Origin of the sequence: Rhodococcus sp. 06-418-5 (genome assembly GCF_002258285.1) — a bacterium.
Classification (GTDB): Bacteria; Actinomycetota; Actinomycetes; order Mycobacteriales; family Mycobacteriaceae; genus Rhodococcoides.
Genome location: NZ_NOYE01000012.1, coordinates 164,220 through 187,625, shown reverse-complemented (window position 1 = coordinate 187,625; position 23,406 = coordinate 164,220). Strand labels below are relative to the sequence as shown.

Sequence of the window (23,406 nt, the reverse complement as noted above, 5' to 3'; positions counted from 1 at the left end):
GAGTATCCAATTCCGCTTCACGCGCTCGACGGTAGGCGCGCGCACAGGGAAGAGTCAAACTCGTCACGACGCAATCCCATTATGTGAGATCGCGTAGATGCAATGCGAAGATGAATGGGTGTCGTCTTCGCAGCAGTCCGAACCACCTCGGCCATCATCCCACACCGCACCCGAGTCACCGAACGGTGCCGAGGGACCGCAACCACCGACAGCGCAGGTCATTCGAGTCCCGCGCCTAGCGCTCCTCGGCGTCGGCCTGTTGCTCTTCGGCACCGGACTGACCGCCGCCAGCTGGCCCCTGGCCATGGGCTGGCTGCTCATCCTGCCCATCGTCGCCGGCATCTGGGTGTTTCGGGTGCGCACGGTTGTCTCTCCCGAGGCGATCACGGCTCGACGGTTCGTGGGTTCGGATGTGATCGCGTGGGACTCGGTTGCGGGTCTGCACTTCCCGGACCGTCGATGGGCGCGTGTGGTCCTGACCGACAAGAGCGAGAAGTCCCTACCGCTCGTGCGATTCGACCTACTCCCCCAGCTCGCCGCGGCCAGCGGCGGTCGTATCACCGACCCCTACGCCGCGGCCGCCGCTGCTGCCGCCGCGGAGGATCCGGACCGTGAGGAAGCCGACGACACCGAGGGCGACGGCGAACAGGCACCGAAGGACCGGTAGTCGGCGGCGAGTAATCTCCTCGGTGCGAGAAACCGCTGCAACGAACGAGGACAACGCACTATGCCGCCGCTACGCTCACGGGTCACCACTGTCGGACGCAACGCCGCGGGCGCACGCTCGCTGTGGCGCGCCACCGGAATGACCGATTCGGACTTCGGAAAACCCATCGTCGCCATCGCGAACTCGTACACCCAGTTCGTCCCCGGCCACGTGCATCTGAAGAACGTGGGCGAGATCGTCGCCGACGCCGTACGAGCTGCAGGCGGGGTACCCCGGGAGTTCCACACCATCGCCGTCGACGACGGAATCGCCATGGGTCACGGCGGCATGTTGTACTCGCTGCCCAGCCGCGAGATCATCGCCGACTCCGTCGAGTACATGGCCAACGCCCACACCGCCGACGCGCTGGTGTGCATCTCGAACTGCGACAAGATCACTCCCGGCATGCTCAATGCCGCGATGCGCCTGAACATCCCTGCCGTCTTCGTCTCCGGTGGACCGATGGAGGCAGGCAAGGCGGTGGTCGTCGACGGCGTCGCGCAGGCACCGACCGACCTGATCACCGCGATCTCCGCCAGCGCCAACGACGCCGTGTCCGAGGCGGGCCTCGACGAGGTCGAGCGCAGCGCGTGCCCCACGTGCGGGTCGTGCTCGGGCATGTTCACGGCCAACTCGATGAACTGCCTCACCGAGGCGCTCGGTCTCGCCTTGCCCGGCAACGGCTCCACGCTGGCCACTCACGCGGCCCGCCGCGCGCTGTTCACGCGTGCAGGCACCACCATCGTCGAGGCAGCGCTGAAGTACTACCGTGACGAGGACGAATCGGTCCTCCCCCGCAACATCGCCACTCCGGCCGCGTTCCGCAACGCCATGGCTCTCGACGTCGCGATGGGCGGATCCACCAATACGGTGCTGCACACCCTCGCTGCCGCGCAGGAAGGCGAGGTCGACTTCGATCTGGACTCCATCGACGCCATCAGCCGCAGGGTCCCGTGCCTGTCGAAGGTCTCCCCCAATTCCGACTACCACATGGAAGACGTGCACCGCGCCGGCGGAATCCCGGCCCTGCTCGGCGAATTGCGACGCGCGAACCTGCTCGAAACCGATGTCTCGACCGTGCACACGAAGAGCTTCGACGAATGGCTCGACACCTGGGACATTCGATCCGGCAAGGCCTCCGCCGAGGCCGTCGAGCTGTTCCACGCCGCCCCGGGCGGTGTCCGCACCGTCGAACCGTTCTCCACCGGCAACCGCTGGTCCTCGCTCGACACGGACGCCGCAGGCGGCTGCATCCGCGATCTCGAGCATGCCTACACGGTCGAGGGTGGCCTGGTGGTACTGCGCGGCAACATCGCCGTCGACGGTGCGATCCTCAAGACCGCAGGGATCGACGAGGACCTGTTCTCCTTCCAGGGTCCGGCACTGGTCGTCGAGTCGCAGGAAGAAGCAGTCTCGGCCATCCTCCAGAAGAAGATTCGGCCCGGTGACGTGCTGGTCGTCCGCTACGAGGGCCCCAAGGGCGGCCCGGGCATGCAGGAAATGCTGCACCCGACGGCCTTCCTCAAGGGGGCCGGACTGGGCAAGGTGTGCGCACTGATCACCGACGGCCGCTTCTCCGGCGGAACTTCGGGACTGTCCATCGGACACATCTCCCCCGAGGCCGCCGCCGGCGGTGTGATCGGGCTCGTCGAGAACGGCGACCAGGTCCGAATCGACGTGGCCACCCGCACCCTCGAGATCCTCGTCGACGACGAGACCCTCGAGACGCGACGCGCGAAGATGAACGCGTCCGAGCGGCCGTGGCAGCCGGTCGATCGCCAGCGCACGGTCACCACCGCGCTACGCGCCTACGCCGCCCTGGCGACATCGGCGGACAAGGGTGCCGTTCGCTACGTCCCCTGAGGGTGAAAACCACGTGAGCGGAACTTCGTAGCAGGCTACGAAGTTCCGCTCACGTGGTCGGGTGGCTGTCAGAGGTCAGCGAACGACGGGGTTGGCCCCGTTGAGGAAGATCCAGATGCACACGCCTGCGGCGATGCCGACGACGAGCGCCAGGAACGAACCGATCCGCGGCCGGGTGGCCCATCCACGTCGGCCGTCGAATGCGATGCGTCCCGGGCCGGTGAGAATGATCGCCGCTGCAGCGAAGCCGAGGACCGTCTCGTACTCGACACCGCCGCTGCCCGAGAACTGCAATCCGGGCTCGACGGCCTGCTTGAAGCACCAGGCGTTGATGATCGTAGCCAGCACGGCCGCGCCCGCCAGTGGTGTCGCCAGACCCAGGATCAGCAGCGCTCCACCGAGGGTTTCGCCAGCCGCGGCCGCGATCGCGAGAATTTCCGGGTAGCGGAATCCCGAGCTCTCCAGCAGGTTCTGAAATCCGTCCAGGCCGGGGCCGTTCCACAGTCCGACGAGCTTCTGCAGTCCGTGACCGAGAAACACCGCTCCGATGGTGACACGGAGGACGAACAGACCGAGGTCGGTGCTGCCGCGGCGTGCGGGAACCTCGACGGTCTCGGTACGAACTTCGGGCTCCGGGGCAACGGCCGCCGCGGGCGCTGCCGCTGCGGTGGTCCCGAGGTACTCGGTGGAGCGATCGGAGTACGCACTCGACGTCGTGTTCTCGGAGGTCGACGGGCGATCGGACGTCGAATCGGCGAAGGCCGACGGTCGATATGTCTGCATCTTCTCCGTGGGCTGTGCGTCTGCCGAGCGTGCGTCGGACGACGACGAGTACGGAAAGTCGAGTTCGTCGTCGGTTCGCGGCAGTCGATCCGAGCGCTGGGCACCGAACGCCGTGGTCGGCGGACCCGCGGCGTCGGTGCGGTCGGACGCCGACGTCTCCGAGGTGGAGCGCGAGGGTGGAATCTTCTCCGTGGGATTGTCGTACGGGCTCTCGGCCGGTTCGTACGACTGATCCGGCCGGTTGGGGTCGCGCGGTGTATCGGTCACCTCCCCACAGTAGAGCCGAAGTGCGCTCCTCACCGACGTCGACGCTCACGGCCGCGTGGCGTGTCTCCCTCCACGTTCCGTAACGTTCGAAGCATGAAGCCGGTCGGAGCGTCGCCACGAACTGCAACCGCTGCCGTCGTCGCCCTGTCGATGACCGCAGCCCTGCTCGCCGGGTGCGCCCGTTTCGACGACTCGAACGCCTCTCCGTTCACTCCTGCGCCGGAGGTGGGCGCGGCCGAGCTGGAGCCGACGACTCCCAGCGACACGCCGCCGCCGTCCGATCCGAACGCTCCGCCGCCGCCGTCCGGTCCGTGTGTCGACCCGGATTCGGCGGTGATCGCGACATGTCTGGACACCACGGGCGGTCTCGTCGCGCTCCCCGACGGACAGTCGGCACTGGTCGCAGAGCGTCGCACCGGTCGCATCATGGAGGTCGCTGCCGGCCGCACGCCGGTCGAGGTGGCTCGAATCGATGTCGACGGCACCGGCGACGGCGGCCTGCTCGACATCGCGCTGTCTCCGACCTACATCGAGGACGGGTTGCTCTACGCCCTCATCACCACATCCGCGGACACCAGAGTGGTCAGACTCGCTCAGGGCGATGTACCCAAGGACATCCTGACCGGCATCCCCCGCGGCGCGACGGGCAATCGCGGAGCCATCGACTTCTACACACCGAACGAACTACTGGTCCTCACCGGCGACAACGGCGATCCGGCCGCGGCCGCGAGCCCGAACTCCCTGTCCGGCAAGCTGTTACGGGTGACGTCGCTGTCCCCGACGACAAACCCCCCACGCCCGCAGATCGCACTCAGCGGCATCGGCACGGCGGGCGACGTCTGCACCGACGGCACCGGAAACATCTACGTCACCGACCGCACCGCGCTGGAGGATCGCCTGCAGCGCATCGACACTCTCGGTGCAGTGTTCAACCCGGTGTGGACGTGGCCGGACCGTCCCGGTGTTGCCGGATGCGCAGCGGGCGCAGGTGGGGTGGCCGTGGCCCTCACGACGGCCAAAGCTGTTGCAGCACTGACCACGGACCCGAACACCGGAGCTGTCTCGGCCGAACCGACACTGCTGATCCAGGACGAATACGGCCAGTTGAACGGCGCGACGAGCTCGGCCGATGGACAGATCCTGGTGGGCACCGTCAATAAGAACGGGCCGACCGTCGGACCCACCGACGACCGCGTCGTCAAGGTGCCGTTCCCCGGCGGCGGCGGAGGCGGCTTCGACTGAACGACGAACGACTGCGGCCGAGCGCGATACGCGCTCGGCCGCAGTCGTTCTCGGTCGTGATCAGGGCTGACCGCAGGCCTCGAGTACCAGCTCCTTGACGCGGGCGGCATCGGCCTGGCCGCGCGTCGCCTTCATCACCGCACCGACGATCGCCCCGGCGGCCTGAACCTTGCCGCTGCGGATCTTCTCGACCACACCGGGATTCGCTGCGAGCGCCTCGTCCACGGCGGCCTGCAACTTGGTGTCGTCCTTCTCCAGTACGAGATTGCGCGCCGCCATGACCTGCGCAGGCTCACCCTCGCCCGCCAGCACCCCGTCCACCACCTGACGGGCACCGTTGTTGTTGAGCTTGCCGTCGGCGACCAGTGCAGCCACCTCGGCAACCTGAGCAGGGGTGATGGACAGATCGGTCAGTCCGACGCCGGCGATGTTGGCCTGCTGCGCCAGGTACGACACCCACCACGAGCGTGCCGCCTGCGCCGACGCACCCGCCTCGACCGTCGCCGAAACGAGCTCGAGTGCACCGGAATTCACCAGATCGCGCATCTCCTCGTCGGAGACACCCCACTCCTTCTGAATCCGACCACGGCGCAACCACGGCAGCTCGGGCAGCGTCGTCCGAAGCTCCTCGATCCAGGCCGCGTCGGGAGCGACGGGCGCAAGATCGGGCTCGGGAAAGTAGCGGTAGTCCTCGGCGGTCTCCTTCTTACGGCCTGCGGTGGTGGTGCCGTCCGACTCCTGGAAGTGCCGAGTCTCCTGCGTCACCTCTCCACCCGATTCGAGAACTGCCGCCTGACGCCGCATCTCGTACCGAACGGCAACCTCGACGCTCTTGAGCGAGTTGACGTTCTTCGTCTCGGTGCGGGTGCCGAATTCGGTAGCCGTCTTCTCCATCAGAGACACATTGGCGTCGCAACGCAACGAGCCCTGATCCATCCGCACATCGGACACGTTCAGCGATTTCAACAGGTCACGGAGCGCGGTGACGTACGCACGTGCGACCTCGGGCGCACGCGCACCGGTCCCCGTGATGGTCTTGGTCACGATCTCCACCAACGGCACACCGGCACGGTTGTAATCGAGCAGCGAGTGCGACGCCCCCTCGATGCGCCCGGTAGCCCCGCCCACGTGCGTCGACTTACCGGTGTCCTCCTCCATGTGCGCGCGCTCGATCTCCACACGAAACGTGCTGCCGTCGTCGAGCAGCACATCGAGGTAACCCTCGGTCGCGATGGGCTCGTCATACTGCGAGATCTGATAGTTCTTCGGCTGATCCGGGTAGAAGTAGTTCTTGCGAGCGAACCGCCCCCACGGGGTGATCGAGCAATTGAGAGCCAGCCCGATCCGAATCGCCGACTCCACGGCAGCAGCGTTCACCACCGGAAGCGCGCCGGGAAGGCTCAGGCACACCGGGCACACCTGGGTGTTCGGCTCCGCACCGAACTCGGTGGGGCAGCCGCAGAACATCTTGGTCGCCGTGCCCAACTCCACATGGACCTCCATGCCCAACACGGGGTCGAACTTGGCGAGCACATCGTCGTAATCGATCAAATCGACGGTTGCAGCAGTCATGCACGCAAGTTTATGTCCTCCCCACCGCCAGCCGTTCCCGCAGGCTCCACTCCCGCCTCCATGGGTCGTTCCCGCAGGCTCCACTCCCGCCTACAACGCGCGAGTAACAACGAGTCCTCGTTACCGTGCACGGGTGACTCCCCCAGAGCGACAGACACTGTCCATGACCGTGCTGATGACACCCGACATGGCCAACTTCTCCGGCAATGTCCACGGCGGCACGATTCTGAAGTTCCTGGACCAAGTTGCGTACGCCTGCGCCAGTCGCTATGCGGGGGCCTACGTCGTCACCCTGTCGGTCGATCGCGTCGTGTTTCGCGAACCCATCCACGTCGGAGAACTGGTCACGTTCTCTGCGTCGGTCAACTACACCGGCCGCACCTCCATGGAGGTCGGCATCCGAGTGGAGACCGAGAACATCCAGTGCGGTGAATTACGCCACACCAACAGCTGCTACTTCACCATGGTGGCGATCGGCGACGACGGCAAGCCGAAGACACTGCCCCAGTTGACGCCGACCACCGAGGTCGGTGCGCAGCGTTTCGAGGCGGCGCGACGACGGCGCGAACTACGCCGCGAGACCGAGGAACGTGAGGCCGAGATCCAGGAAGCCTCAGGACGTATCTGACGGCCGACGCCCCGCCCGATCAGCCGAAGAACGCGGCGGCGTCGTCGTATCGGGTCTGGGGTACCCGCTTGAGTTGCTTGGTGGCCTCGGCCAGAGACACCAGGCCGATCTCGGTTCCGCGCAACGAGACCATCTTGCCGAAGTCGCCCGAATGGGCCGCATCGGTCGCATTCACGCCGAATCGTGTTGCGAGAACGCGATCGTACGGCGTCGGTGTTCCACCGCGTTGGACGTGGCCGAGCACCGTGGTCCGTACTTCCTTGTTGATGCGGCGTTCGATCTCGACACCGAGTTGGTGAGCGACTCCGGTGAATCGAACGTGGCCGAACTCGTCGATACCGCCGTCGAGAAGCTTCATCGAGCCCTCCATCGGCTTGGCACCCTCGGCGACGACACAGATGAAATGCGAGTCTCCGCGCTGAAAACGCTTGCGCACCAACGTGCATACCTCTTCGACGTCGAACGGCTGCTCGGGGATCAGCGTCATGTGCGAACCGGACGCCAGACCGGCGTGCAGAGCGATCCACCCCGCGTGCCGACCCATCACCTCGACCAGCATCACGCGCTGGTGGGATTCGGCGGTGCTGTGCAGACGGTCGATCGCATCGGTGGCGATCGTCAGCGCCGTGTCGAAGCCGAATGTGACGTCGGTGCAGTCGATGTCGTTGTCGATCGTCTTGGGCACGCCGACCACGGGCACACCCTCCTCCGACAACCACGCGGCAGCGGTCAGGGTCCCTTCGCCACCGATCGGGATCAACACGTCGATGCCGTTGTCCTCGAGAGTCTGCTTGACCCGATCGAGTCCGGCGCGCAACACATCCGGATTGGTGCGCGCGGTGCCGAGCATCGTGCCGCCCTTGGTGAGCAACCGGTCGTTACGGTCGTCGTTGCGCAGTTGCACCCGGCGGTCTTCGAGAAGCCCGCGCCATCCGTCCTGGAAACCGACGACAGTGGAGCCGTACCGCGCGTCCGCGGTGCGCACGACTGCGCGAATCACCGCATTGAGCCCCGGGCAATCGCCGCCTCCGGTCAGAACTCCGATGCGCATCGATTTTCGCCTCTCTGCTCGCGGGTCCGTGAAGCGGACCCGGTGACGGACGTCAGCCTAATCGGGCGTTGGATGCTGCGCGCGTCGGTACCGTCCGGTTCTCACTTCGGCGTGACGACGCCGGTCTCGTAGGCCAGGACGACCGCCTGAGCGCGATCACGCAGTCCGAGCTTCGCGAGGACCTTGCCGACGTGCGTTTTCACGGTCTGCTCGGCCAGGAACAGCGAACCCGCTATCTCGGAGTTGGACATACCGGTGGCGATCAGTTCGAGAACCTCGCGTTCCCGCGGAGTCAGATCGCTCAGACGCGCGGACGTGTGCCGCCGAGCTCCCCGCCGGGAGGTGACGTCGGCGATGAGCCGTCTCGTCACCGATGGTGCCAACAACGCCTCGCCTGCGGCGACGACCCGAACACCCCTGATCAACTCCTCGGCCGGAGCATCCTTGAGCAGAAAGCCACTCGCGCCGAGCGCGAGGGCCTCGTAGACGTAGTCGTCGATGTCGAACGTCGTCAGCATCAGAATGCGCACCGGCGACGGAAGTGACGCAGAGAGAATGGCGCGAGCGGCATCGAGACCGTTCATCTCGGGCATCCGAACGTCCATCAACACCACGTCGGGCAACAACCGGGCGACCTCGCCGACCGCGGTCCTGCCGTTGTCGGCGTCTCCGACGACCGAGATGTCGGCCTGCGCACCGAGAAGGGCACCGAACCCCTGCCGCACCATTGCCTGGTCGTCGGCGATGAACACCGTTGTAGCCACGCGCAACAGCCTAGGCGAGATCGTGCCGAACAACCGGTGCCGTCGAGATCGGCATGCCGTTCGGAACGTGCACCGCGACCTCGAATCCTCCGTCGGGCAGATAGGTGGCGTGCAGCGTGCCGTGCGCCGCGCGCGCACGATCGCGCATACCTGTTATCCCGTGCCCACCGGTATCGGCTCCAGCAGTGCGTCGGACACTCGTGCTCGGCGACGCAGTGTTGATCACGGTCATGACGACCGTACTCGGCCCGACCGTGATGTCGACGGTCACCGCGGCCCCTGGGGCGTGCCGGGCAGCGTTGGACAGCGACTCCTGCAGAACTCGGTACAGCGCCAACCCTGTTGTGTCGGTGATCGATTCGATCCGGCCGGTGACAGTCCACCGCACGTCCATACCGGCCTTGCGGCTCGCGTGCAGGGTGCGTTCGAGGTCGAGTGCATTCGGTGCCGGTGCGTCCTGCCACTGCGCTCCGTCGCTGCGCAGCACGCCCAGCATTCCCCGAATCTCGTTGAGCGCTTCCCGGGCGGTGACGGCGATCGACTCGAATTCCTGTGCTGCGGAATCGGATACATCATCGAGTCGATACTGCGCGCTCTGCGCCTGCACGACGACCATCGACATATGGTGCGCAACGACATCGTGCAGATCGCGGGCGATCTTGGCTTTCTCCTCGAGAACGGTGCGTCGGGTGCGCTCGAGCTCACTGACTTCCTCTTGCTGCGCGAGCTGCCTACGGGAGAGAACGAGCCAGCGGATCAACAGTCCGAACACCACGATCGCGGTCAGACCCACCGACCAGCCGACGCCGTCCGCGCCCGGCATGTAGGCGAAGAACACCAGCATGCTGGCCGGCCAGGCGACGAGCAAAACCGATATCGGCGAGCGAACCGCGACGGCGAACAACAACGCCAGAAGAACGAGTACGTGCACCACCTGCCACGGGTAGTCGTAGCCGGGTACACGGTCGAACGCTACCGGTATCACCAGAGCGAACAGAGCCGAGACGGCCCATCCCAGTGCGGGATTGACGCGGATCAACGCGAAAGGAAACGCGGCGAGTGCGCCGACGATGGGCAGTAGCGGACCCGAGACCTGATGGGTGACCGGCAGAGTCGGCCATGCAATCGAATACAGCGTTGCAGTGATCGCAACGATCAGCACGTCGATCGCGCGGAATCCACCGAGTCGGGTCGGCACTCGACGCCGAATCGCTCCGAGTTCGGCGTCGCCTGATCTGTTCCTTCGCACGCACCGAGCCTAGGGACTGTGAGCCGACGAGGTCGTCATACCTGGGTATCAGTTCTGTGCAGTATCCAGGTATCGGATCCCCCTGGGGAACCACCGATGCACGTACGGCAGAACGAGACTTCGGTGCGATGTCCGAAAAATACGCCGCTCCCTAGCGTCGAAAGTCATGAACAGGAACACTTCTCGCGTCGTCATGTGCGCGGCGGCGGCGATCGCAGCGGTGACGGCAACGACCGGCGCGGCATCGACACCGCCTGCTGCCGAATCGACTTCGCCTGTCGCGGTCTCGGTACACGCACTGGTCACCGAGTCGGCGGACGTCGCCGCCCTGACCATCCCCGACGACTTCGGATCGGTGATGGGATACCGGCCTCGGGTGCAGGACGACATGGCAGAGAACCCACACGGCGATTGCTCGACGCCCGTTCCGCTTCCGTCCGAGTTCGATTCCGCATGCAGGGCCCACGACCTGGGCTACGACCTGATTCGGTACGCCGCTGCCACAGGAACGACAGTGGATCCGCAGTGGCGCAGATCGTTCGATGCCCAGTTGGAGGGGCGTATGCACGCCGCCTGCACGGACCGGGCCGACGACGGGCCCCGTCAGGTCTGCGACGCCACCGCATCGGTGGCTGCCACGGCCGTCGACCTCAACTCCTGGCGACAGTCCTTCGGCGCACCGGTGGCCGAGCAGGCATTACCCTTCGTGTTCGGCGGCGCGGGGATCGTTCCGATTGCACTGTGGGGCATCGCGACCGGCCGACATGCGCGCCGACGCCTGCTGACCACCGAGCCGGTGTCCCGGACGATCGAGCCCGCATGATCGCGCCCATCGTCGCAGGCACCGGAGTTGCCGGTTCGGCTCACCCGACTGCCCCGGCCGAGACGGGTGTCCGAATCCCCCGAATCGGCACCTCGGTGGCCCTCACCGTTGCAGTGATGGTGTCCTCGGCTCCCTCGTTGCTCCCACGGCCGGCCGTCACCCAGGCCCTGTTCACCGGCACAGTGATGGCGACGGCACTCGCGGCCGCATGGTCGGCCCGGCGCGTGTTCGGCTCGCGCATGCCCGCTCGGCGGCGCCTGCAGGCCTGGTCGGCGGGTGTCGGGACAGGGATATCCACCTGCTCTTTTGCAGCGAATATTCTCTGGCAGAACCGATTACGGATCGCTATGGACGTCGGGACGGTGGACTGGCGGTACGCAGTGGAGGTGGCCGCAGGGGCGATCTGTGTTGCGGTGGTTCTCTGCGGACTCGGCCGTGCGGCTGTCGGAATCGGCGGCGCACTCGGCCGTGGTCGATCGGTGATTGCGGTTGCCATCGTCGGTCTTGCGTCGTTCGTCGCCGCGCCTTCGGTCGGGTCGGCCGTATCGGACTCGTTCTCGGCCTCGAACTCCGTTGTGGACGACGCAGAGCCCGCTCCGAGCTCGAACACGAGATCAGGAGCTCCGGCCTCGCTCGTCCCGTGGCGCACGCTCGGCGCAGAGGGCCGGAAGTTCGTCTCCGGCGGTCTCGCTCCCGGCACCGTGCGCGCCTACGCGGGTCTGGATTCGGCCCCGACGCTCGATCGCAGGGTGGCGTTGGCCGTCGCGGACCTGGATCGAGCCGGGGGTTTCCAGCGCAGCGTCGTGGTCGTCGCGATACCGACCGGATCGGGGTGGGTGGACGAGAACGCCGTCACCGGTGCCGAGAGCAGATTCGGTGGTGACGTCGCCACAGTGGCGGTGCAGTACTCGAGCGCGCCCAGTTGGGCGACATTCCTGTTCGCCGAGGACGACGCGCGTAGTTCCGCGGACGCGGTGGTTCGCGCTGTGGCGACGCGCGCGGCATCGGAACCGACACCGCCCGACATCATCGTGTACGGCCAGAGTCTGGGCGCGGTGGCGGGAAGCGACGTGTTCCTCTCGATCGGACGGAGCGATCCGGGAATCTGCGGTGCCGTGTGGGCGGGTCCGCCCGCCGGGGCCGTGAACACCGACGGCGCAACGGTGGTGGCCAATTCCTCGGACCCCGTCGTCCGGTGGTCGACCGACCTGCTGTGGTCACCGCCGAACACGTCGAGCACCCGACCCGACGCGCCCACACCGATGTGGCTGCCCGGCGTGAGCTTCCTCCAGACGTCCGTCGATCTTGCGGCCGCACTCGACGTCGGAGCCGGTCACGGCCATCGGTACGGAACCGACCAGGGTACGAGCATGCAACGGTGTCGGTGACGACCACGCCGGGCGATTCAGTCGACAAGCCCCAATCGCCCACCGAGCCAGTCCATTTCCTGCTCCAGCGCGGGAGCCCACACCTGCATCGAGTGCCCGCCGGGCAGCTCGCTGTAGTGCACCTCGAGACCCGCAGCCTCTGCAGCCTTGAAGGTTCGCTCGGTCTGTGGCCGAAATTCCTCGTCGTCGGCACCTACCACGAACGCGCCGGCCGAATCGGGAAATCTGTTGCGCGAGAGTATGTTCAGCGGCGTCGATCGCTCGAAACGCGCCTCGTTCGCCGGGGTGTCCGTGCCGTATGCCGCCGCAACGGATTCGCTTCTCGTCCCGCGCCGTTGCTCGTCCTCGCCGGAGATGTCGAGAAAGGTGGGGTACACCGACGGTGCAGTCACCGCCAGCTGCAGCGCGCACGTTCCGCCGTAGGAATAGCCGCCCACCGCCCACGCCCTCGGATCCGAGGACACCCGGAAGTTCGACCGAACCCACTGCGGCACATCGACGGACAGGTACGTCGCGGCATTCCCGAGGTCCGAATCCATGCACATCGGATTCGCCTCGGTGTCGCCGAGGCCGTCGGCCACCACGACGATCGGGGCCGCGCCGTCGTGACGTGCCGCGAATGCGTCCATCGTCTGGGCCAGCCGACCACCCTCGATCCAGTCGACGACATGGCCGGGTTGGCCGGTGAGCAGCACCAGCACCGGTAGGTCGCTCGCTCCTGCGTCGTACGACGCCGGAACGTAGACGGTCGCGGGTCGCGCGTCGAAGTGCGACACCGTGCCGGGCACGTCCATGTCGATCAACCTGCCGGTGCCCTCGATCGGGACGGCCGGTCGGTGGCCGAGCGCCACGGCCACCGTCGGGTACCGAGTGACGGTCAGATTGGTGAGCACCGTCGCCGCCACCACAAGCGATCCCACGAGACCCAGAGCACTCAGCGGGCCGAACACCGTTCCCAGCGTTCGGCCTCGCCGTGTCCTTCGGACGACCGCGACCACGAGGACGGTCGTCAGGACCGCCGTCGCAGTCAGTGCGACCGCGGGCACTGCACCGGACAGCAGTGGCTGATGAGCCAGATCGGCAGCCCACCGATGCAGCACCTCGAACTACCTCAGATCGCCGCGGGCGGCCTCGTATGCGGCACCGACACGGTAGAGCCGCTCGTCCGCGAACGCCGGAGCCATGATCTGCAGACCGACGGGCAGTCCGTCCTCGGAAGCAAGACCCGACGGCACCGACATCGCGCAGTGACCCGCGAGGTTCGTGGGCAGGGTGCACAGGTCGTTGAGATACATCGCCATCGGATCGTCGACCTTGTCCCCCAACGGAAATGCCGTGGTCGGGGTAGTCGGCGACACCAGCACGTCGACCTTCTCGTACGCGGCGTCGAAGTCACGGGCGATCAGGGTGCGCACCTTCAGGGCAGAGCCGTAGTAGGCGTCGTAGTATCCCGCGGAGAGGGCATAGGTCCCGATCATGATGCGACGCTTGACTTCCGGTCCGAACCCCTGTGCGCGCGTGGTGGCCATGACCTGCTCGGCGCTGTGCTTGCCGTCGTCACCCGCCCGCAACCCGTACCGCATGCCGTCGAACCGAGCCAGGTTGGACGACACCTCCGACGGAAGAATCAGGTAGTAGGCGGCCAGTGCGTGCACGAAGTTGGGGCACGACACCTCGACCACCTCGGCACCGAGTTCGGTCAGTGTCGCCACCGCGGCGTCGAAGGACGAGATCACACCGGGCTGGTACTTGTCCGAGTGCAATTCCTTGACGACACCGACACGCACTCCGGTCAGGTCACCGCGAGCACCCTCTCGCGCCGCCTCGACCACCGGTCGAACTGCAGTCTCCACCGACGTGGAGTCGCGCGAGTCGTAGCCGGCGATGACCTCGTGCAGCAACGCGGTATCGAGCACGGTTCGACCGCACGGGCCACCCTGATCGAGAGAGGAGGCACAGGCGATCAGTCCGTAGCGCGAGACGCTGCCGTAGGTCGGCTTGGTTCCCACGGTGCCGGTCAGCGCCGCCGGCTGGCGGATCGATCCTCCGGTGTCGGTGCCGATGGCCAGCGGGGCCTGGTACGACGCGAGCGCCGCAGCACTGCCGCCACCCGAGCCACCGGGGATGCGGGTGGTGTCCCAGGGGTTCTTGGTCGGTCCGTAGGCCGAGTTCTCGGTGGACGAACCCATCGCGAACTCGTCCATGTTGGTCTTGCCCAGCACCGGAATGCCCGCGGCCCGCAGCTTCGTGGTGAGCGTCGCGTCGTACGGCGACATCCACCCGTCGAGAATCTTCGATCCGGCCGTCGTCGGCATGTCGGTCGTGGTGAACACGTCCTTGAGGGCCAGCGGCACGCCTGCCAGAGCCGAAGCAGGTGCGTGTCCGGCGGACAATCCCGCATCGACGTCGGTCGCCGCTGCGAGTGCCTCGGATCCTGCGACGTGCAGAAAAGCGTGCAGGTCACCATCGACCTCGGAGATCCGGTCGAGATGCGCCTGAGTCACCTCGACGGCGCTGACCTCACGCGCATGGATTCGGGTGGCGAGCTCGGACGCGTCGAGCTTCGTCAGGTCGGTCATTCGCTCTCTCCCAGAATCTGCGGCACCGCGAAACGGCCCTCCTCGGCGTTCGGTGCGCCGGACAGTGCCTGTTCCGGCGTCAGGCCTGGAACGATCACGTCGGGACGCGTCACGTTCACGATGTCGCTGGGGTTGGCGGTCGGTGGGACGTCGTCGGTTGCCACCTCCGCCACCGTCTTGACGTGATGAAGAATCGAATCCAACTGGCCGGCGAACTCGTCGAGTTCGGCGTCGCTGAGAGCCAAGCGCGACAGCCGGGCGAGGTGAGCGACCTCGTCGCGGGAGATGTCTGGCACCGCGTAGACCCCTTTCGGACATAGAAGCGGAGCCTGCAGAAGCGGCCCCGTATTCGTGCAGAGCGAACCTCGTGGGTTCGCGAACGCGGTCCAGCCTAGTGCGCAGCATTACGCGGACTTCACTCACGCCTCGCGGCCGCGTGGAGTGTCGGAATTGTCACGGCCCGCGTTGCGCGACGTACCCGACGGGTCGAAGATGCAAGGATTGCTCGCGCCGGGGTGCACAGTGTTCCCAGGAGCGGAGCCTGCCGAACGACCCAAGAGCGGCACGCTACTCGCCAGCAACGACCGATGACGCTGGGGTGGCCGAAATACGCCAGAAGTCGAAAGGGAGCGTGACATGTCCTACCTGCTCCGCGTCCAACTGCCGGATCGGCCGGGCAGCCTCGGATCGTTGGCCGTCGCGCTCGGTTCGGTCGGGGCGGACATCCTCTCCCTCGACGTCATCGAACGCGGTGACGGTTACGCAGTCGACGATCTTGTGGTCGACGTCGCTCCGGGTTCGCTTCCCGACACGCTCATCACTGCTGCCGAGAACCTGACCGACGTTCGGGTCGATTCCATCCGCCCGTACACCGGCGTCCTCGATACGCACCGAGAACTGGAATTGATCGATCGGGTCGCGGCGGCGTCCGACGACCGACTTCAGGTGCTCGTCGACGGAGCCCCCCGCGTTCTGCGGGTGGGGTGGAGCACAGTCGTTGCCACCAACGCACACGGTCCGTTCCGTCTGGTGGGCAGCTCGGGGGCTCCCGAGACGCACGCCGCCGAGCTGCCCTGGTTCCCACTGAACGCCCCTGCCGCTCTGGACTCGGACGCCGACTGGGTGCCCCAGGTATGGCGGGACATGGACACCAAGATCGCCGCGGCTCCCCTCGGTACCACCGGCACCGTGCTGATGTTGGGCAGGCCCGGGGGCCCGGAGTTCAGGCCCTCGGAGATCGCCCGACTCGGGTATCTCGCCGGCATCGTCGCGACGGTTCTGAACTGACGCGTCCGAACCGACGCGTTCCCGGCCCGATCAGTCCGAGGGTCCGGGTTCTGCGTCGGTCGGAGCCACGGCATCGGGGCCCTCGGTCAGAAGCAGGGTGAATCCCGCTTCGTCGAGCACCGGCACGCCGAGCTCGATCGCCTTGTCGTGCTTGGACCCCGGAGCGTCACCGACCACCACGAACGCCGTCTTCTTCGATACCGAACCTGCAGCCTTGCCACCGCGCAGCAGAATCGCTTCCTTTGCCTCGTCACGCGAGTACGACGTGAGCGACCCGGTGACCACGATCGACAGTCCCTCGAGATTGCGCTCGATGGACGCGTCCCGCTCGTCTTCCATGCGCACGCCCGCGGCCTGCCACTTGTCGACGATGGCGCGGTGCCAGTCGACCTCGAACCACTCGGAGACTGCGGCTGCGATGGTGCCGCCCACCCCGTCGACCGCCGAGAGTTCCTCGACCGACGCTGCCCGGATTCGGTCGAGGCTGCCGAACTCCCCTGCCAATGCGCGCGCTGCCGAGGGACCGACGTGCCGGATGGACAGACTGACCAGCACCCGCCACAGCGGCTGGTTCCGTGCGGTGGCCAGGTTGTCGAGCAACTTTCGACCGGTGGCGGACAACGCCCCGGACTTGGTGCGGAAGATCGCCGTCTTCATCAGATCGTCCTCGGTGAGCGAGAACAGGTCACCTTCGTCCTCGATGGCCCCGGTGGCCAACAGGTCGGATGCGGCCTCGTAACCGAGTCCCTCGATGTCGAATCGCTGCCGCTCGGCCACGAAGAACACCCGCTCGCGACGTTGCGCCGGGCAGAACTGCGAGTTGGGGCAGCGCAGGTCGGCGTCACCCTCCTTCGCCGGGGCCAGAGGCGTCGAGCACTCCGGGCACTCGGTGGGCATGACGAACTCGGTCTCGGCACCGGTCCTGGCGTCGACGACGGGGCCGAGAACCTCCGGAATGACCTCTCCCGCTTTGCGAATGGTCACCGTGTCGCCGATCAGAACGCCCTTGCGCTTGACCTCCGACCCGTTGTGCAGCGTCGCCAGCGACACCGTCGAGCCGGCCACGAGCACCGGCGTCATGTAGGCGAACGGCGTCACTCTGCCCGTGCGGCCGACGCTGACCCGGATGTCGAGCAGCGTCGTGGTGACCTCCTCGGGTGGGTACTTGTACGCGATCGCCCACCGCGGCGCGCGAGACGTCGTCCCCAGTCGACGATGAAGCGACATGTCGTCGATCTTGACGACCAGGCCGTCGATCTCGTGTTCGACGTCGTGTCGATGCTGGTCCCAGTAGACGACCTTCTCGATGACGGCATCGACGCCCTGCACTCGGGTCGTGTGGGTGGAAATGGGCAGACCCCAGGCGCGGAGAGCCTCGTAGGCGTGCCATTGCGACTCGGGCGTGAAACCCACCATGCGACCGAAGCCGTGGCAGATCATTCCCAGACGCCGCTTGGAGGTGACCGCCGGATTCTTCTGTCGCAGCGACCCTGCCGCCGAATTTCGTGGATTCGCGAACGGGGGCTTGCCCTCCGCCACCAGTGCGGCGTTGAGCGCCTGGAAGTCCTCCAGCCGGAAGAAGACCTCGCCGCGTACTTCCAACAGTTCCGGGACGGGGTACTGCTCGCTCCCGGTCAGGGTGTCCGGGATGTCGTCGATCGTGCGCGCGTTGAGCGTCACGTCCTCTCCGGTACGTCCGTCACCTCGGGTGGCGCCGCGCACGAGCGTGCCGTTCTCGTACACCAGATTCAATGCGACGCCGTCGATCTTGACCTCGCACAGATACTCCAGATCCGGCCCTGCTTCGGTCTCGACCCGTTTGGCCCAGGCTCGTAGCTCGTCGTGATCGAACACGTTGTCCAAGCTCAACATTCGTTCCAGGTGGTCCACGGCGGTGAATTCCGTGGCGAAGCCGCCCCCGACGAGTTGGGTCGGTGAATCCGCCGTACGCAGATCCGGATGCGCCTCTTCCAGCTCGTTCAGCTCGCGCAGCAGGGCATCGAACTCGCCGTCGGACACGATCGGCGAATCTCGGACGTAGTAGCGAAACTGGTGCCCGCGAACTTCCTCGGCCAGCGTCTGCCATCGCTCGCGATCGGCAGAGGACGCAGCATCGAGTTCAACACCGACCGTCCCTGCGCTGTCGTCGGTTCCTGCGGGTGATTCGGTCGGCTCGGGCACGTATCGAAGATTATCCGACCCCACCGACAGTGCCCCATCGGCCGACACCGTGCGGCTAGCGACCCATGAGTCCCAGCAGCAATGTCGCGGCGACGATCGCCACCGCGCAGATTCCGGCGGTCAGAGCGAAGCCGGTCACGAAAGAGTCCGCGTAGATACCGCCGAGCACGGACGCCATCACCGACAACAGCACTCCGGCGGGTAGTCCACGTCGCTGGGCATCCGATAGCCGATACATCGCACGATCATCGCAGAGGTCGCACCCGAGCACACCGGCGCATCGACGCATCGACGCACGTCGGTTCGAGGCCTCAGATCTCTTCGACGACCAAACTGTTTCCACCGGACTGTTTGGACCGGTACATCGCCGCATCCGCCGTACGGGCTGCTCTGCCGACGACGGACGTACCGACGTCCCACAGAGCCGAGTCCTCGCGCAGCAACGCCATTCCCACGCTGACGGTGACGGGGATGTCGTCGCGGCGGTCCCAGAGGACCCGAACGATGTCGAAGCCGAGATCGACCATCCCCCGCGCATCACCGACCATGGCGACGAGGAACTCTTCGCCACCGGTTCGAGCGAGCACTCCCCCCTGATGCCGGACCACGCGGCGCAGCCGATCTGCGACCCGCACGATCACTTCGTCGCCGCGGCTGTGCCCGAATCGGTCGTTGACGGCCTTGAACTTGTCGATGTCGACAACCAGGAAAGCCATGGACATGCCGCGCTTACCGGCTTCGTGCCACAAGTCCAGCAGTTCACTGTCGATGCCGCGCCGGTTGTACACCCCGGTCAGGGGATCGAGAACCGACCGCTTGGCGTCGTTGGACAGCGTCGTCCAGGCCACCTGAGCGAACACCGGTACTCCCACCGTCGCCAGGAGCAGAACCACCGTCGCCGTCACCACCGCGGGCCCGTCGATGTAGTCCACCTCGTCGCTCGTCACCGACAGGAAGGTGCGGATACCGAAACCGACGATGAACGTTGCGGTCCACACCAGATGCGCCACCAGCAGTCGCGGACTGAGGAAGTAGGTGCAGAACGCTCCTGTGACGGCGAACAACACCGTTCCGATCAGGGACGCGACAGGCGCGTACAGAATCAACACCGAGGTCGTGAGAATGTCCCCGAAGGCCAGGAACGCGACGAAGAACTTCTTTCCCGGGATCGGGCCGAGCACGCACCGGGCGGCGACGAACACCTGAGTGACCAGAACGAAGAGGACCCAGCCGATGGCCGTCGGTCCCTGCGGCCCGAGATCGCTGAACAGCATCAAGATCGAGGTGACGGCGTACATCAGCGTGGCGGTGCCGAACACCACGCGGATGATCCCGGTCAGCGGACGGGTCGATCTGTGATTGATGATCCACTCGAAATCGTGCGGCGCTCGGTACCAGTCGGAGGTGGCCGCGGCCAGTTTCGCCACGAGTCCTCGACGGTGCCTGCCGGAACGCCGGAGGGAGGCGACCTCGTCGAAGTCGCGACCACCTGATGCCATTTCCGAACTCCCGCGTGTTCAACAGACCCCCGACGGCCATGTGAATAGTGTCACACCTGTTCGGCGTCCTAACAGCAGTGGGTTCGATCGGCCCGAAGTCGACAGCGTTTCACTGCGAGCGGCTGTGTGATCTCACAACGAATCGGGGGAATCCGCGAACGCGGCAGCCACGTCGCGGGCGAGTCCTGTTGCGCGACGGGCCCACTCCGGTGTACTTCCGGACAATCCACATGCAGGCGTCACGGAGATATGGGAGGCGAGAATCGATCTGTCGAATCCGAGTCGGTCGATCAACGTGACGCCCGGCTCGGCCAGTTCGCGCCAATGCGGTGGCCGCTCCGGCGTTTCGGACGGAATCAACCCGAGCATCAGTGTCTTGCCGGATTGCAGCAGCTCGCCGACTCCGTCGAAATCGCTGCGGCGCAGCGCAGTCGCGTCGACGGCGACTGCGACCGCGCGCGAACGGCGAAGCAGATCGAACGGAACGTCGCCGGCACAACAGTGGACGGCAACGGGACGATCGATCGTCTCGATCAACGAATCGAGCAGGTCGAGAACATCCGGTTCCGGGACTGCCCGCACAGAATCGAGCCCGGTGATGCCCGTCAGGCTGCCGGCCAGAACGGCTGCGAGACTGGGTTCGTCGAGCTGAACGAGGACGTCGACTCCGAGCCGACGCGTCACTTCCGCGCAGTGCAGGCGCAGTCCCTCGCCGAGGGATTCGGCGAAATGCCGCAGCGCACCGCGATCGGTCAGGGCCCGATGCCCGTGCCGAAGTTCGACCTGCGCCGCCATCGTGAACGGACCGGCCGCCTGGACCTTGATGGTGCGGCCGCTGCCGCGAAGCCCCGACACCTCCCACAGTTCCTCGAGCACGTCGAGGTCCTCGGCCAGGAAATCGGTCGCCCGCCGGCCGGCGAGCATCGGGCGTGGCACGACGCGATAACCGGAGGTGCGCACGTCGAGCTCGACGTCGACCATGATGGCTCCGGTGCGTCCGATCATGTCCGCACCGAGGCCGCGAGCCGGAAGTTCGACGACGTGTGGGAGCTCGGTGAACTCCCCGACGACGACCGCGGCGGCCTCACGGATGTCGGTGCCCGGCCACGAACCGATGCCGGTCGCCAGTCCAGCGAAGACGCCCGGGGTCACTCGCGCTCGGATCGAGTACCCGAGATGGTCGAGCTGCCGATGACGATGTCGCCGTGAATGTCCTTGCGGTACAGCACCGCAGCCTGGCCCTTGGCCACACCGGTCAGTGGAGCCCGCAGTTGGATCTCCATGCCGTCACCCGCTGCCTCGGCGACCGCCTCGGTCAGTCCGCCGTGCGCACGGACCTGGACGACGCACTCGATGGGGCCGGTCGGGGCGGTACCTTCGGTCCATACCGCGCGATCTCCACTGATCGCCCAGACGTCGAGCTTCTGTGCCGAGCCGACCATGACGGTGCCACTGTCGGGTTCGATCGACGTCACGTAGCGGGGACGGCCGTCCGCGGCCGGGCCTTCCACGCCGAGGCCCTTGCGTTGCCCGATGGTGAACCCGTGCACGCCTTCGTGATCGGCAAGTTCGGCTCCGGTCTCGGAGTCGACGACCTTGCCCGGGCGTACGCCGATCCGCGCGCCGAGGAATGCGCGAGTGTCGCCCGACGGGATGAAGCAGATGTCGTGACTGTCCGGCTTGTCGGCGACGGCCAACCCACGCTCGGCAGCCTCCTCGCGAATCTCGGACTTCGGGGTGTCCCCGATGGGGAACATCGCACGCGAGAGCTGGGCCCGGTTCAGCACGGCCAACACGTACGACTGATCCTTGTCCGCGTCCACGGCACGTCGCAGCACTCCGTCGTGCAGTTGCGCGTAGTGCCCGGTCGCGACGGCATCGAAGCCGAGAGCGAGAGCGCGGTCGGCCAGAGCGGAGAACTTGATCTTCTCGTTGCAGCGCAGGCACGGATTCGGGGTCTCACCTGCGGCATAGGACGCGACGAAATCGTCGATGACGTCCTCTTTGAAGCGATCCGCGAAATCCCATACGTAGAAAGGGATTCCGAGTACGTCGGCAGCTCGACGAGCGTCACCGGCGTCTTCCTTGGAGCAGCAACCACGCGAACCGGTGCGCAGAGCGCCGGGAGCGGTCGACAGAGCCAGGTGCACACCGACGACGTCGTGGCCCTCGTCCACGGCACGGGCCGCGGCAACGGCCGAGTCGACTCCCCCGCTCATAGCAGCCAGAACACGCATCAGCGATTTCCTCCTCGAGCTCCGACGCCGGCCAATCCGGCGGCACGAGCGCGTTCGACGACCTGCGGCAGAGCCGCAAGCACAGTGGTGACGTCCGATTCGGACGAGCCGGTTCCCAACGAGAACCGCAGTGATCCGCGGGCGACGGCCGGATCGCACCCGAGCGCGATCAGAACGTGACTGGCGCTGGCCACGCCGGCAGTGCACGCCGAGCCCGTCGAGCATTCTATGCCTGCCGCATCGAGCAACATCAACAGCGAATCACCCTCGCACCCGGGAAAGGTGAAGTGCACGTTCCCGACCAGCCGATCGTCGCCTTCCGGCCCGTTGAGGACGGCGTCGGGAACGGCGTCTCTGATCCCGACGATCAACCGGTCGCGCAGTGCTCTCAGTTCGGCGCGGTGCCGCGCCGAGTTCTCGACGGTCGTACGCAGCGCAGCCGCCATGGCCACGACGCCCGCAGTGTCCGGAGTGCCCGATCGAACGTCTCGCTCGTGCCCCCCGCCGTGGAAGAGCGGAACGCACGGGACCTGGCGGCCGAGCAGAAGTGCACCGACCCCCTGCGGTCCACCGAACTTGTGTGCCGCGATGCTGAGCGCGGACAGACCGCTCTCGGCGAAGCCGACGGGCAGATGCGGCACCGCCTGGACCGCGTCACTGTGCATCGGAACTCCGTATTCGGCGGCCACGGCCGCGAGCTCGGCGACCGGCATGACGGTTCCGATCTCGTTGTTGGCCCACATCACGGTCACGAGCGCAGTCTCGTCGGCATGCAGGGCCAGCTCGGCACGCAGCGCGTCCGGAGTGACCCGCCCCTCTGTATCGACCGGGAGCCAGGTGACGCTCGCACCTTCGTGTGCGACGAGCCACTCCACCGCGTCGAGCACCGCGTGATGCTCCACCGAACTGGCGATGATCCTGGTCAGTGCGGGGTCCGAATCGCGCCGGGCCGCGAAGATGCCCTTGACGGCGAGGTTGTCGCTCTCGGTACCACCGGAGGTGAAGATCACCTCGGACGGGCGCGCGCCGAGGTCCGCAGCGATCGACTCGCGCGATTCCTCCACTCGGCGCCGAGCGGACCGCCCGGAGGTGTGCAGCGAGGACGCGTTGCCCACCGTGGCGAACACAGCGGTCATCGCCTCGATCGCGCTCGGCAGCATCGGGGTCGTCGCTGCGTGATCGAGGTACACCGGTGGCCGCGGCGGGACGGAAGCAGTCGTACTGCGCACTGAAGGCATAACAGGCTAGACGATACCCGCTGCCGTGACCGCGGACCTACCTGCGCGA

Annotated in this window: 21 protein-coding genes; 7 read left to right on the top strand and 14 right to left on the bottom strand. The window is 66.5% G+C overall.

Annotated elements, in window-relative coordinates; genetic code table 11:
* Nucleotides 1–118: 118 nt before the first annotated feature.
* Both CH274_RS06540 and ilvD read left to right on the top strand, forming a co-directional pair.
* The gene (locus CH274_RS06540) at nt 119–667 is read left to right on the top strand and encodes a PH domain-containing protein (protein WP_179275651.1); all 549 of its coding nucleotides are present in this window, start codon (nt 119–121) and stop codon (nt 665–667) included.
* A 60-nt stretch (nt 668–727) separates the two neighbouring features.
* The gene (ilvD, locus tag CH274_RS06535; RefSeq protein ID WP_094656995.1) at nt 728–2,569 is read left to right on the top strand and encodes a dihydroxy-acid dehydratase; all 1,842 of its coding nucleotides are present in this window, start codon (nt 728–730) and stop codon (nt 2,567–2,569) included.
* A gap of 75 nt (nt 2,570–2,644) precedes the next feature.
* Here ilvD and CH274_RS06530 read toward each other — a convergent pair whose 3' ends face one another.
* Nucleotides 2,645–3,619 carry a DoxX family protein gene (locus CH274_RS06530; protein ID WP_094656994.1) on the bottom strand — a complete coding sequence of 325 codons (975 nt, stop codon included), beginning with the start codon at nt 3,617–3,619 and terminating at the stop codon, nt 2,645–2,647.
* A 93-nt stretch (nt 3,620–3,712) separates the two neighbouring features.
* On the opposite strand from CH274_RS06530, the gene CH274_RS06525 reads away from it, so the two are divergent.
* The gene (locus CH274_RS06525) at nt 3,713–4,861 is read left to right on the top strand and encodes a PQQ-dependent sugar dehydrogenase (RefSeq protein WP_032397753.1); all 1,149 of its coding nucleotides are present in this window, start codon (nt 3,713–3,715) and stop codon (nt 4,859–4,861) included.
* A 60-nt stretch (nt 4,862–4,921) separates the two neighbouring features.
* Here the strand turns inward: CH274_RS06525 and gatB are convergent, their stop codons facing one another.
* Complete coding sequence (gene gatB, locus CH274_RS06520; protein ID WP_094648110.1) at nt 4,922–6,433, bottom strand: Asp-tRNA(Asn)/Glu-tRNA(Gln) amidotransferase subunit GatB; 1,512 nt, start codon at nt 6,431–6,433, stop codon at nt 4,922–4,924.
* 163 nt (nt 6,434–6,596) lie between these two features.
* Here gatB and CH274_RS06515 point away from each other — a divergent pair, with 163 nt between their 5' ends.
* Nucleotides 6,597–7,061: an acyl-CoA thioesterase gene (locus tag CH274_RS06515; RefSeq protein WP_176459328.1), complete on the top strand. Its 465-nt coding sequence runs from the start codon at nt 6,597–6,599 to the stop codon at nt 7,059–7,061.
* Between the two features lie 19 nt (nt 7,062–7,080).
* Here the strand turns inward: CH274_RS06515 and CH274_RS06510 are convergent, their stop codons facing one another.
* The 3 genes from CH274_RS06510 to CH274_RS06500 form a co-directional block, all read right to left on the bottom strand.
* Nucleotides 7,081–8,112, bottom strand: a complete 1,032-nt coding sequence (locus CH274_RS06510; RefSeq protein ID WP_032397750.1) for an ATP-dependent 6-phosphofructokinase — start codon at nt 8,110–8,112, stop codon at nt 7,081–7,083.
* 101 nt (nt 8,113–8,213) lie between these two features.
* Nucleotides 8,214–8,876 (bottom strand): response regulator, encoded by a 663-nt coding sequence (locus CH274_RS06505; protein ID WP_032397749.1) that lies wholly within the window; start codon nt 8,874–8,876, stop codon nt 8,214–8,216.
* Nucleotides 8,877–8,886: 10 nt separating this feature from the next.
* A complete protein-coding gene (locus CH274_RS06500) occupies nt 8,887–10,074 on the bottom strand; it encodes a sensor histidine kinase (RefSeq protein ID WP_094656993.1) in 1,188 nt (395 codons plus the stop codon).
* A 217-nt stretch (nt 10,075–10,291) separates the two neighbouring features.
* Here CH274_RS06500 and CH274_RS06495 point away from each other — a divergent pair, with 217 nt between their 5' ends.
* Nucleotides 10,292–10,948: a hypothetical protein gene (locus CH274_RS06495; RefSeq protein ID WP_143546533.1), complete on the top strand. Its 657-nt coding sequence runs from the start codon at nt 10,292–10,294 to the stop codon at nt 10,946–10,948.
* Entirely contained in the window at nt 10,945–12,336 is a 1,392-nt protein-coding gene (locus CH274_RS06490; RefSeq protein WP_094656991.1) for an alpha/beta-hydrolase family protein, read from the top strand. Before CH274_RS06495 ends, CH274_RS06490 begins: the two co-directional genes overlap by 4 nt.
* Before the next feature lie 17 nt (nt 12,337–12,353).
* Here the strand turns inward: CH274_RS06490 and CH274_RS06485 are convergent, their stop codons facing one another.
* Genes CH274_RS06485 through gatC form a run of 3 tightly spaced genes read right to left on the bottom strand, consistent with a single transcriptional unit; the run spans nt 12,354 to nt 15,211 of the window.
* Nucleotides 12,354–13,436, bottom strand: coding sequence for an alpha/beta hydrolase (locus tag CH274_RS06485; RefSeq protein WP_256980561.1), 1,083 nt, complete (start codon nt 13,434–13,436; stop codon nt 12,354–12,356).
* A gap of 6 nt (nt 13,437–13,442) precedes the next feature.
* A complete protein-coding gene (gene gatA / locus CH274_RS06480; protein ID WP_032397746.1) occupies nt 13,443–14,915 on the bottom strand; it encodes an Asp-tRNA(Asn)/Glu-tRNA(Gln) amidotransferase subunit GatA in 1,473 nt (490 codons plus the stop codon).
* Entirely contained in the window at nt 14,912–15,211 is a 300-nt protein-coding gene (gatC, locus tag CH274_RS06475) for an Asp-tRNA(Asn)/Glu-tRNA(Gln) amidotransferase subunit GatC (protein WP_032397745.1), read from the bottom strand. The genes gatA and gatC overlap by 4 nt, the downstream gene beginning before the upstream one ends.
* Before the next feature lie 340 nt (nt 15,212–15,551).
* On the opposite strand from gatC, the gene CH274_RS06470 reads away from it, so the two are divergent.
* A complete protein-coding gene (locus CH274_RS06470; protein ID WP_032397744.1) occupies nt 15,552–16,202 on the top strand; it encodes an amino acid-binding protein in 651 nt (216 codons plus the stop codon).
* A 30-nt stretch (nt 16,203–16,232) separates the two neighbouring features.
* Here CH274_RS06470 and ligA read toward each other — a convergent pair whose 3' ends face one another.
* The 6 genes from ligA to CH274_RS06440 form a co-directional block, all read right to left on the bottom strand.
* Entirely contained in the window at nt 16,233–18,383 is a 2,151-nt protein-coding gene (ligA, locus tag CH274_RS06465; protein ID WP_179275650.1) for an NAD-dependent DNA ligase LigA, read from the bottom strand.
* Nucleotides 18,384–18,438: 55 nt separating this feature from the next.
* Nucleotides 18,439–18,621, bottom strand: coding sequence for a hypothetical protein (locus tag CH274_RS06460; RefSeq protein ID WP_032398339.1), 183 nt, complete (start codon nt 18,619–18,621; stop codon nt 18,439–18,441).
* A 73-nt stretch (nt 18,622–18,694) separates the two neighbouring features.
* A complete protein-coding gene (locus CH274_RS06455; RefSeq protein WP_052050278.1) occupies nt 18,695–19,882 on the bottom strand; it encodes a GGDEF domain-containing protein in 1,188 nt (395 codons plus the stop codon).
* A gap of 132 nt (nt 19,883–20,014) precedes the next feature.
* Nucleotides 20,015–21,034 carry a methionine synthase gene (locus CH274_RS06450; RefSeq protein WP_094631808.1) on the bottom strand — a complete coding sequence of 340 codons (1,020 nt, stop codon included), beginning with the start codon at nt 21,032–21,034 and terminating at the stop codon, nt 20,015–20,017.
* Nucleotides 21,031–22,119, bottom strand: a complete 1,089-nt coding sequence (gene mnmA, locus CH274_RS06445) for a tRNA 2-thiouridine(34) synthase MnmA (RefSeq protein ID WP_032397742.1) — start codon at nt 22,117–22,119, stop codon at nt 21,031–21,033. The genes CH274_RS06450 and mnmA overlap by 4 nt, the downstream gene beginning before the upstream one ends.
* Complete coding sequence (locus CH274_RS06440) at nt 22,119–23,357, bottom strand: cysteine desulfurase family protein (RefSeq protein ID WP_045195660.1); 1,239 nt, start codon at nt 23,355–23,357, stop codon at nt 22,119–22,121. The genes mnmA and CH274_RS06440 overlap by 1 nt, the downstream gene beginning before the upstream one ends.
* Between the last annotated feature and the right edge of the window lie 49 nt (nt 23,358–23,406).

Coding starts and splice junctions, on each gene's coding strand:
- CH274_RS06460 (WP_032398339.1), bottom strand. CDS start 18,621: ATGTATCGGCTATCGGATGCCCAGCGACGTGGACTACCCGCCGGAGTG.
- mnmA (WP_032397742.1), bottom strand. CDS start 22,119: ATGCGTGTTCTGGCTGCTATGAGCGGGGGAGTCGACTCGGCCGTTGCC.
- gatA (WP_032397746.1), bottom strand. CDS start 14,915: ATGACCGACCTGACGAAGCTCGACGCGTCCGAGCTCGCCACCCGAATC.
- CH274_RS06490 (WP_094656991.1), top strand. CDS start 10,945: ATGATCGCGCCCATCGTCGCAGGCACCGGAGTTGCCGGTTCGGCTCAC.
- CH274_RS06510 (WP_032397750.1), bottom strand. CDS start 8,112: ATGCGCATCGGAGTTCTGACCGGAGGCGGCGATTGCCCGGGGCTCAAT.
- CH274_RS06495 (WP_143546533.1), top strand. CDS start 10,292: ATGAACAGGAACACTTCTCGCGTCGTCATGTGCGCGGCGGCGGCGATC.
- ilvD (WP_094656995.1), top strand. CDS start 728: ATGCCGCCGCTACGCTCACGGGTCACCACTGTCGGACGCAACGCCGCG.
- CH274_RS06525 (WP_032397753.1), top strand. CDS start 3,713: ATGAAGCCGGTCGGAGCGTCGCCACGAACTGCAACCGCTGCCGTCGTC.
- CH274_RS06515 (WP_176459328.1), top strand. CDS start 6,597: ATGACCGTGCTGATGACACCCGACATGGCCAACTTCTCCGGCAATGTC.
- CH274_RS06455 (WP_052050278.1), bottom strand. CDS start 19,882: ATGGCATCAGGTGGTCGCGACTTCGACGAGGTCGCCTCCCTCCGGCGT.
- CH274_RS06440 (WP_045195660.1), bottom strand. CDS start 23,357: ATGCCTTCAGTGCGCAGTACGACTGCTTCCGTCCCGCCGCGGCCACCG.
- CH274_RS06470 (WP_032397744.1), top strand. CDS start 15,552: ATGTCCTACCTGCTCCGCGTCCAACTGCCGGATCGGCCGGGCAGCCTC.
- gatB (WP_094648110.1), bottom strand. CDS start 6,433: ATGACTGCTGCAACCGTCGATTTGATCGATTACGACGATGTGCTCGCC.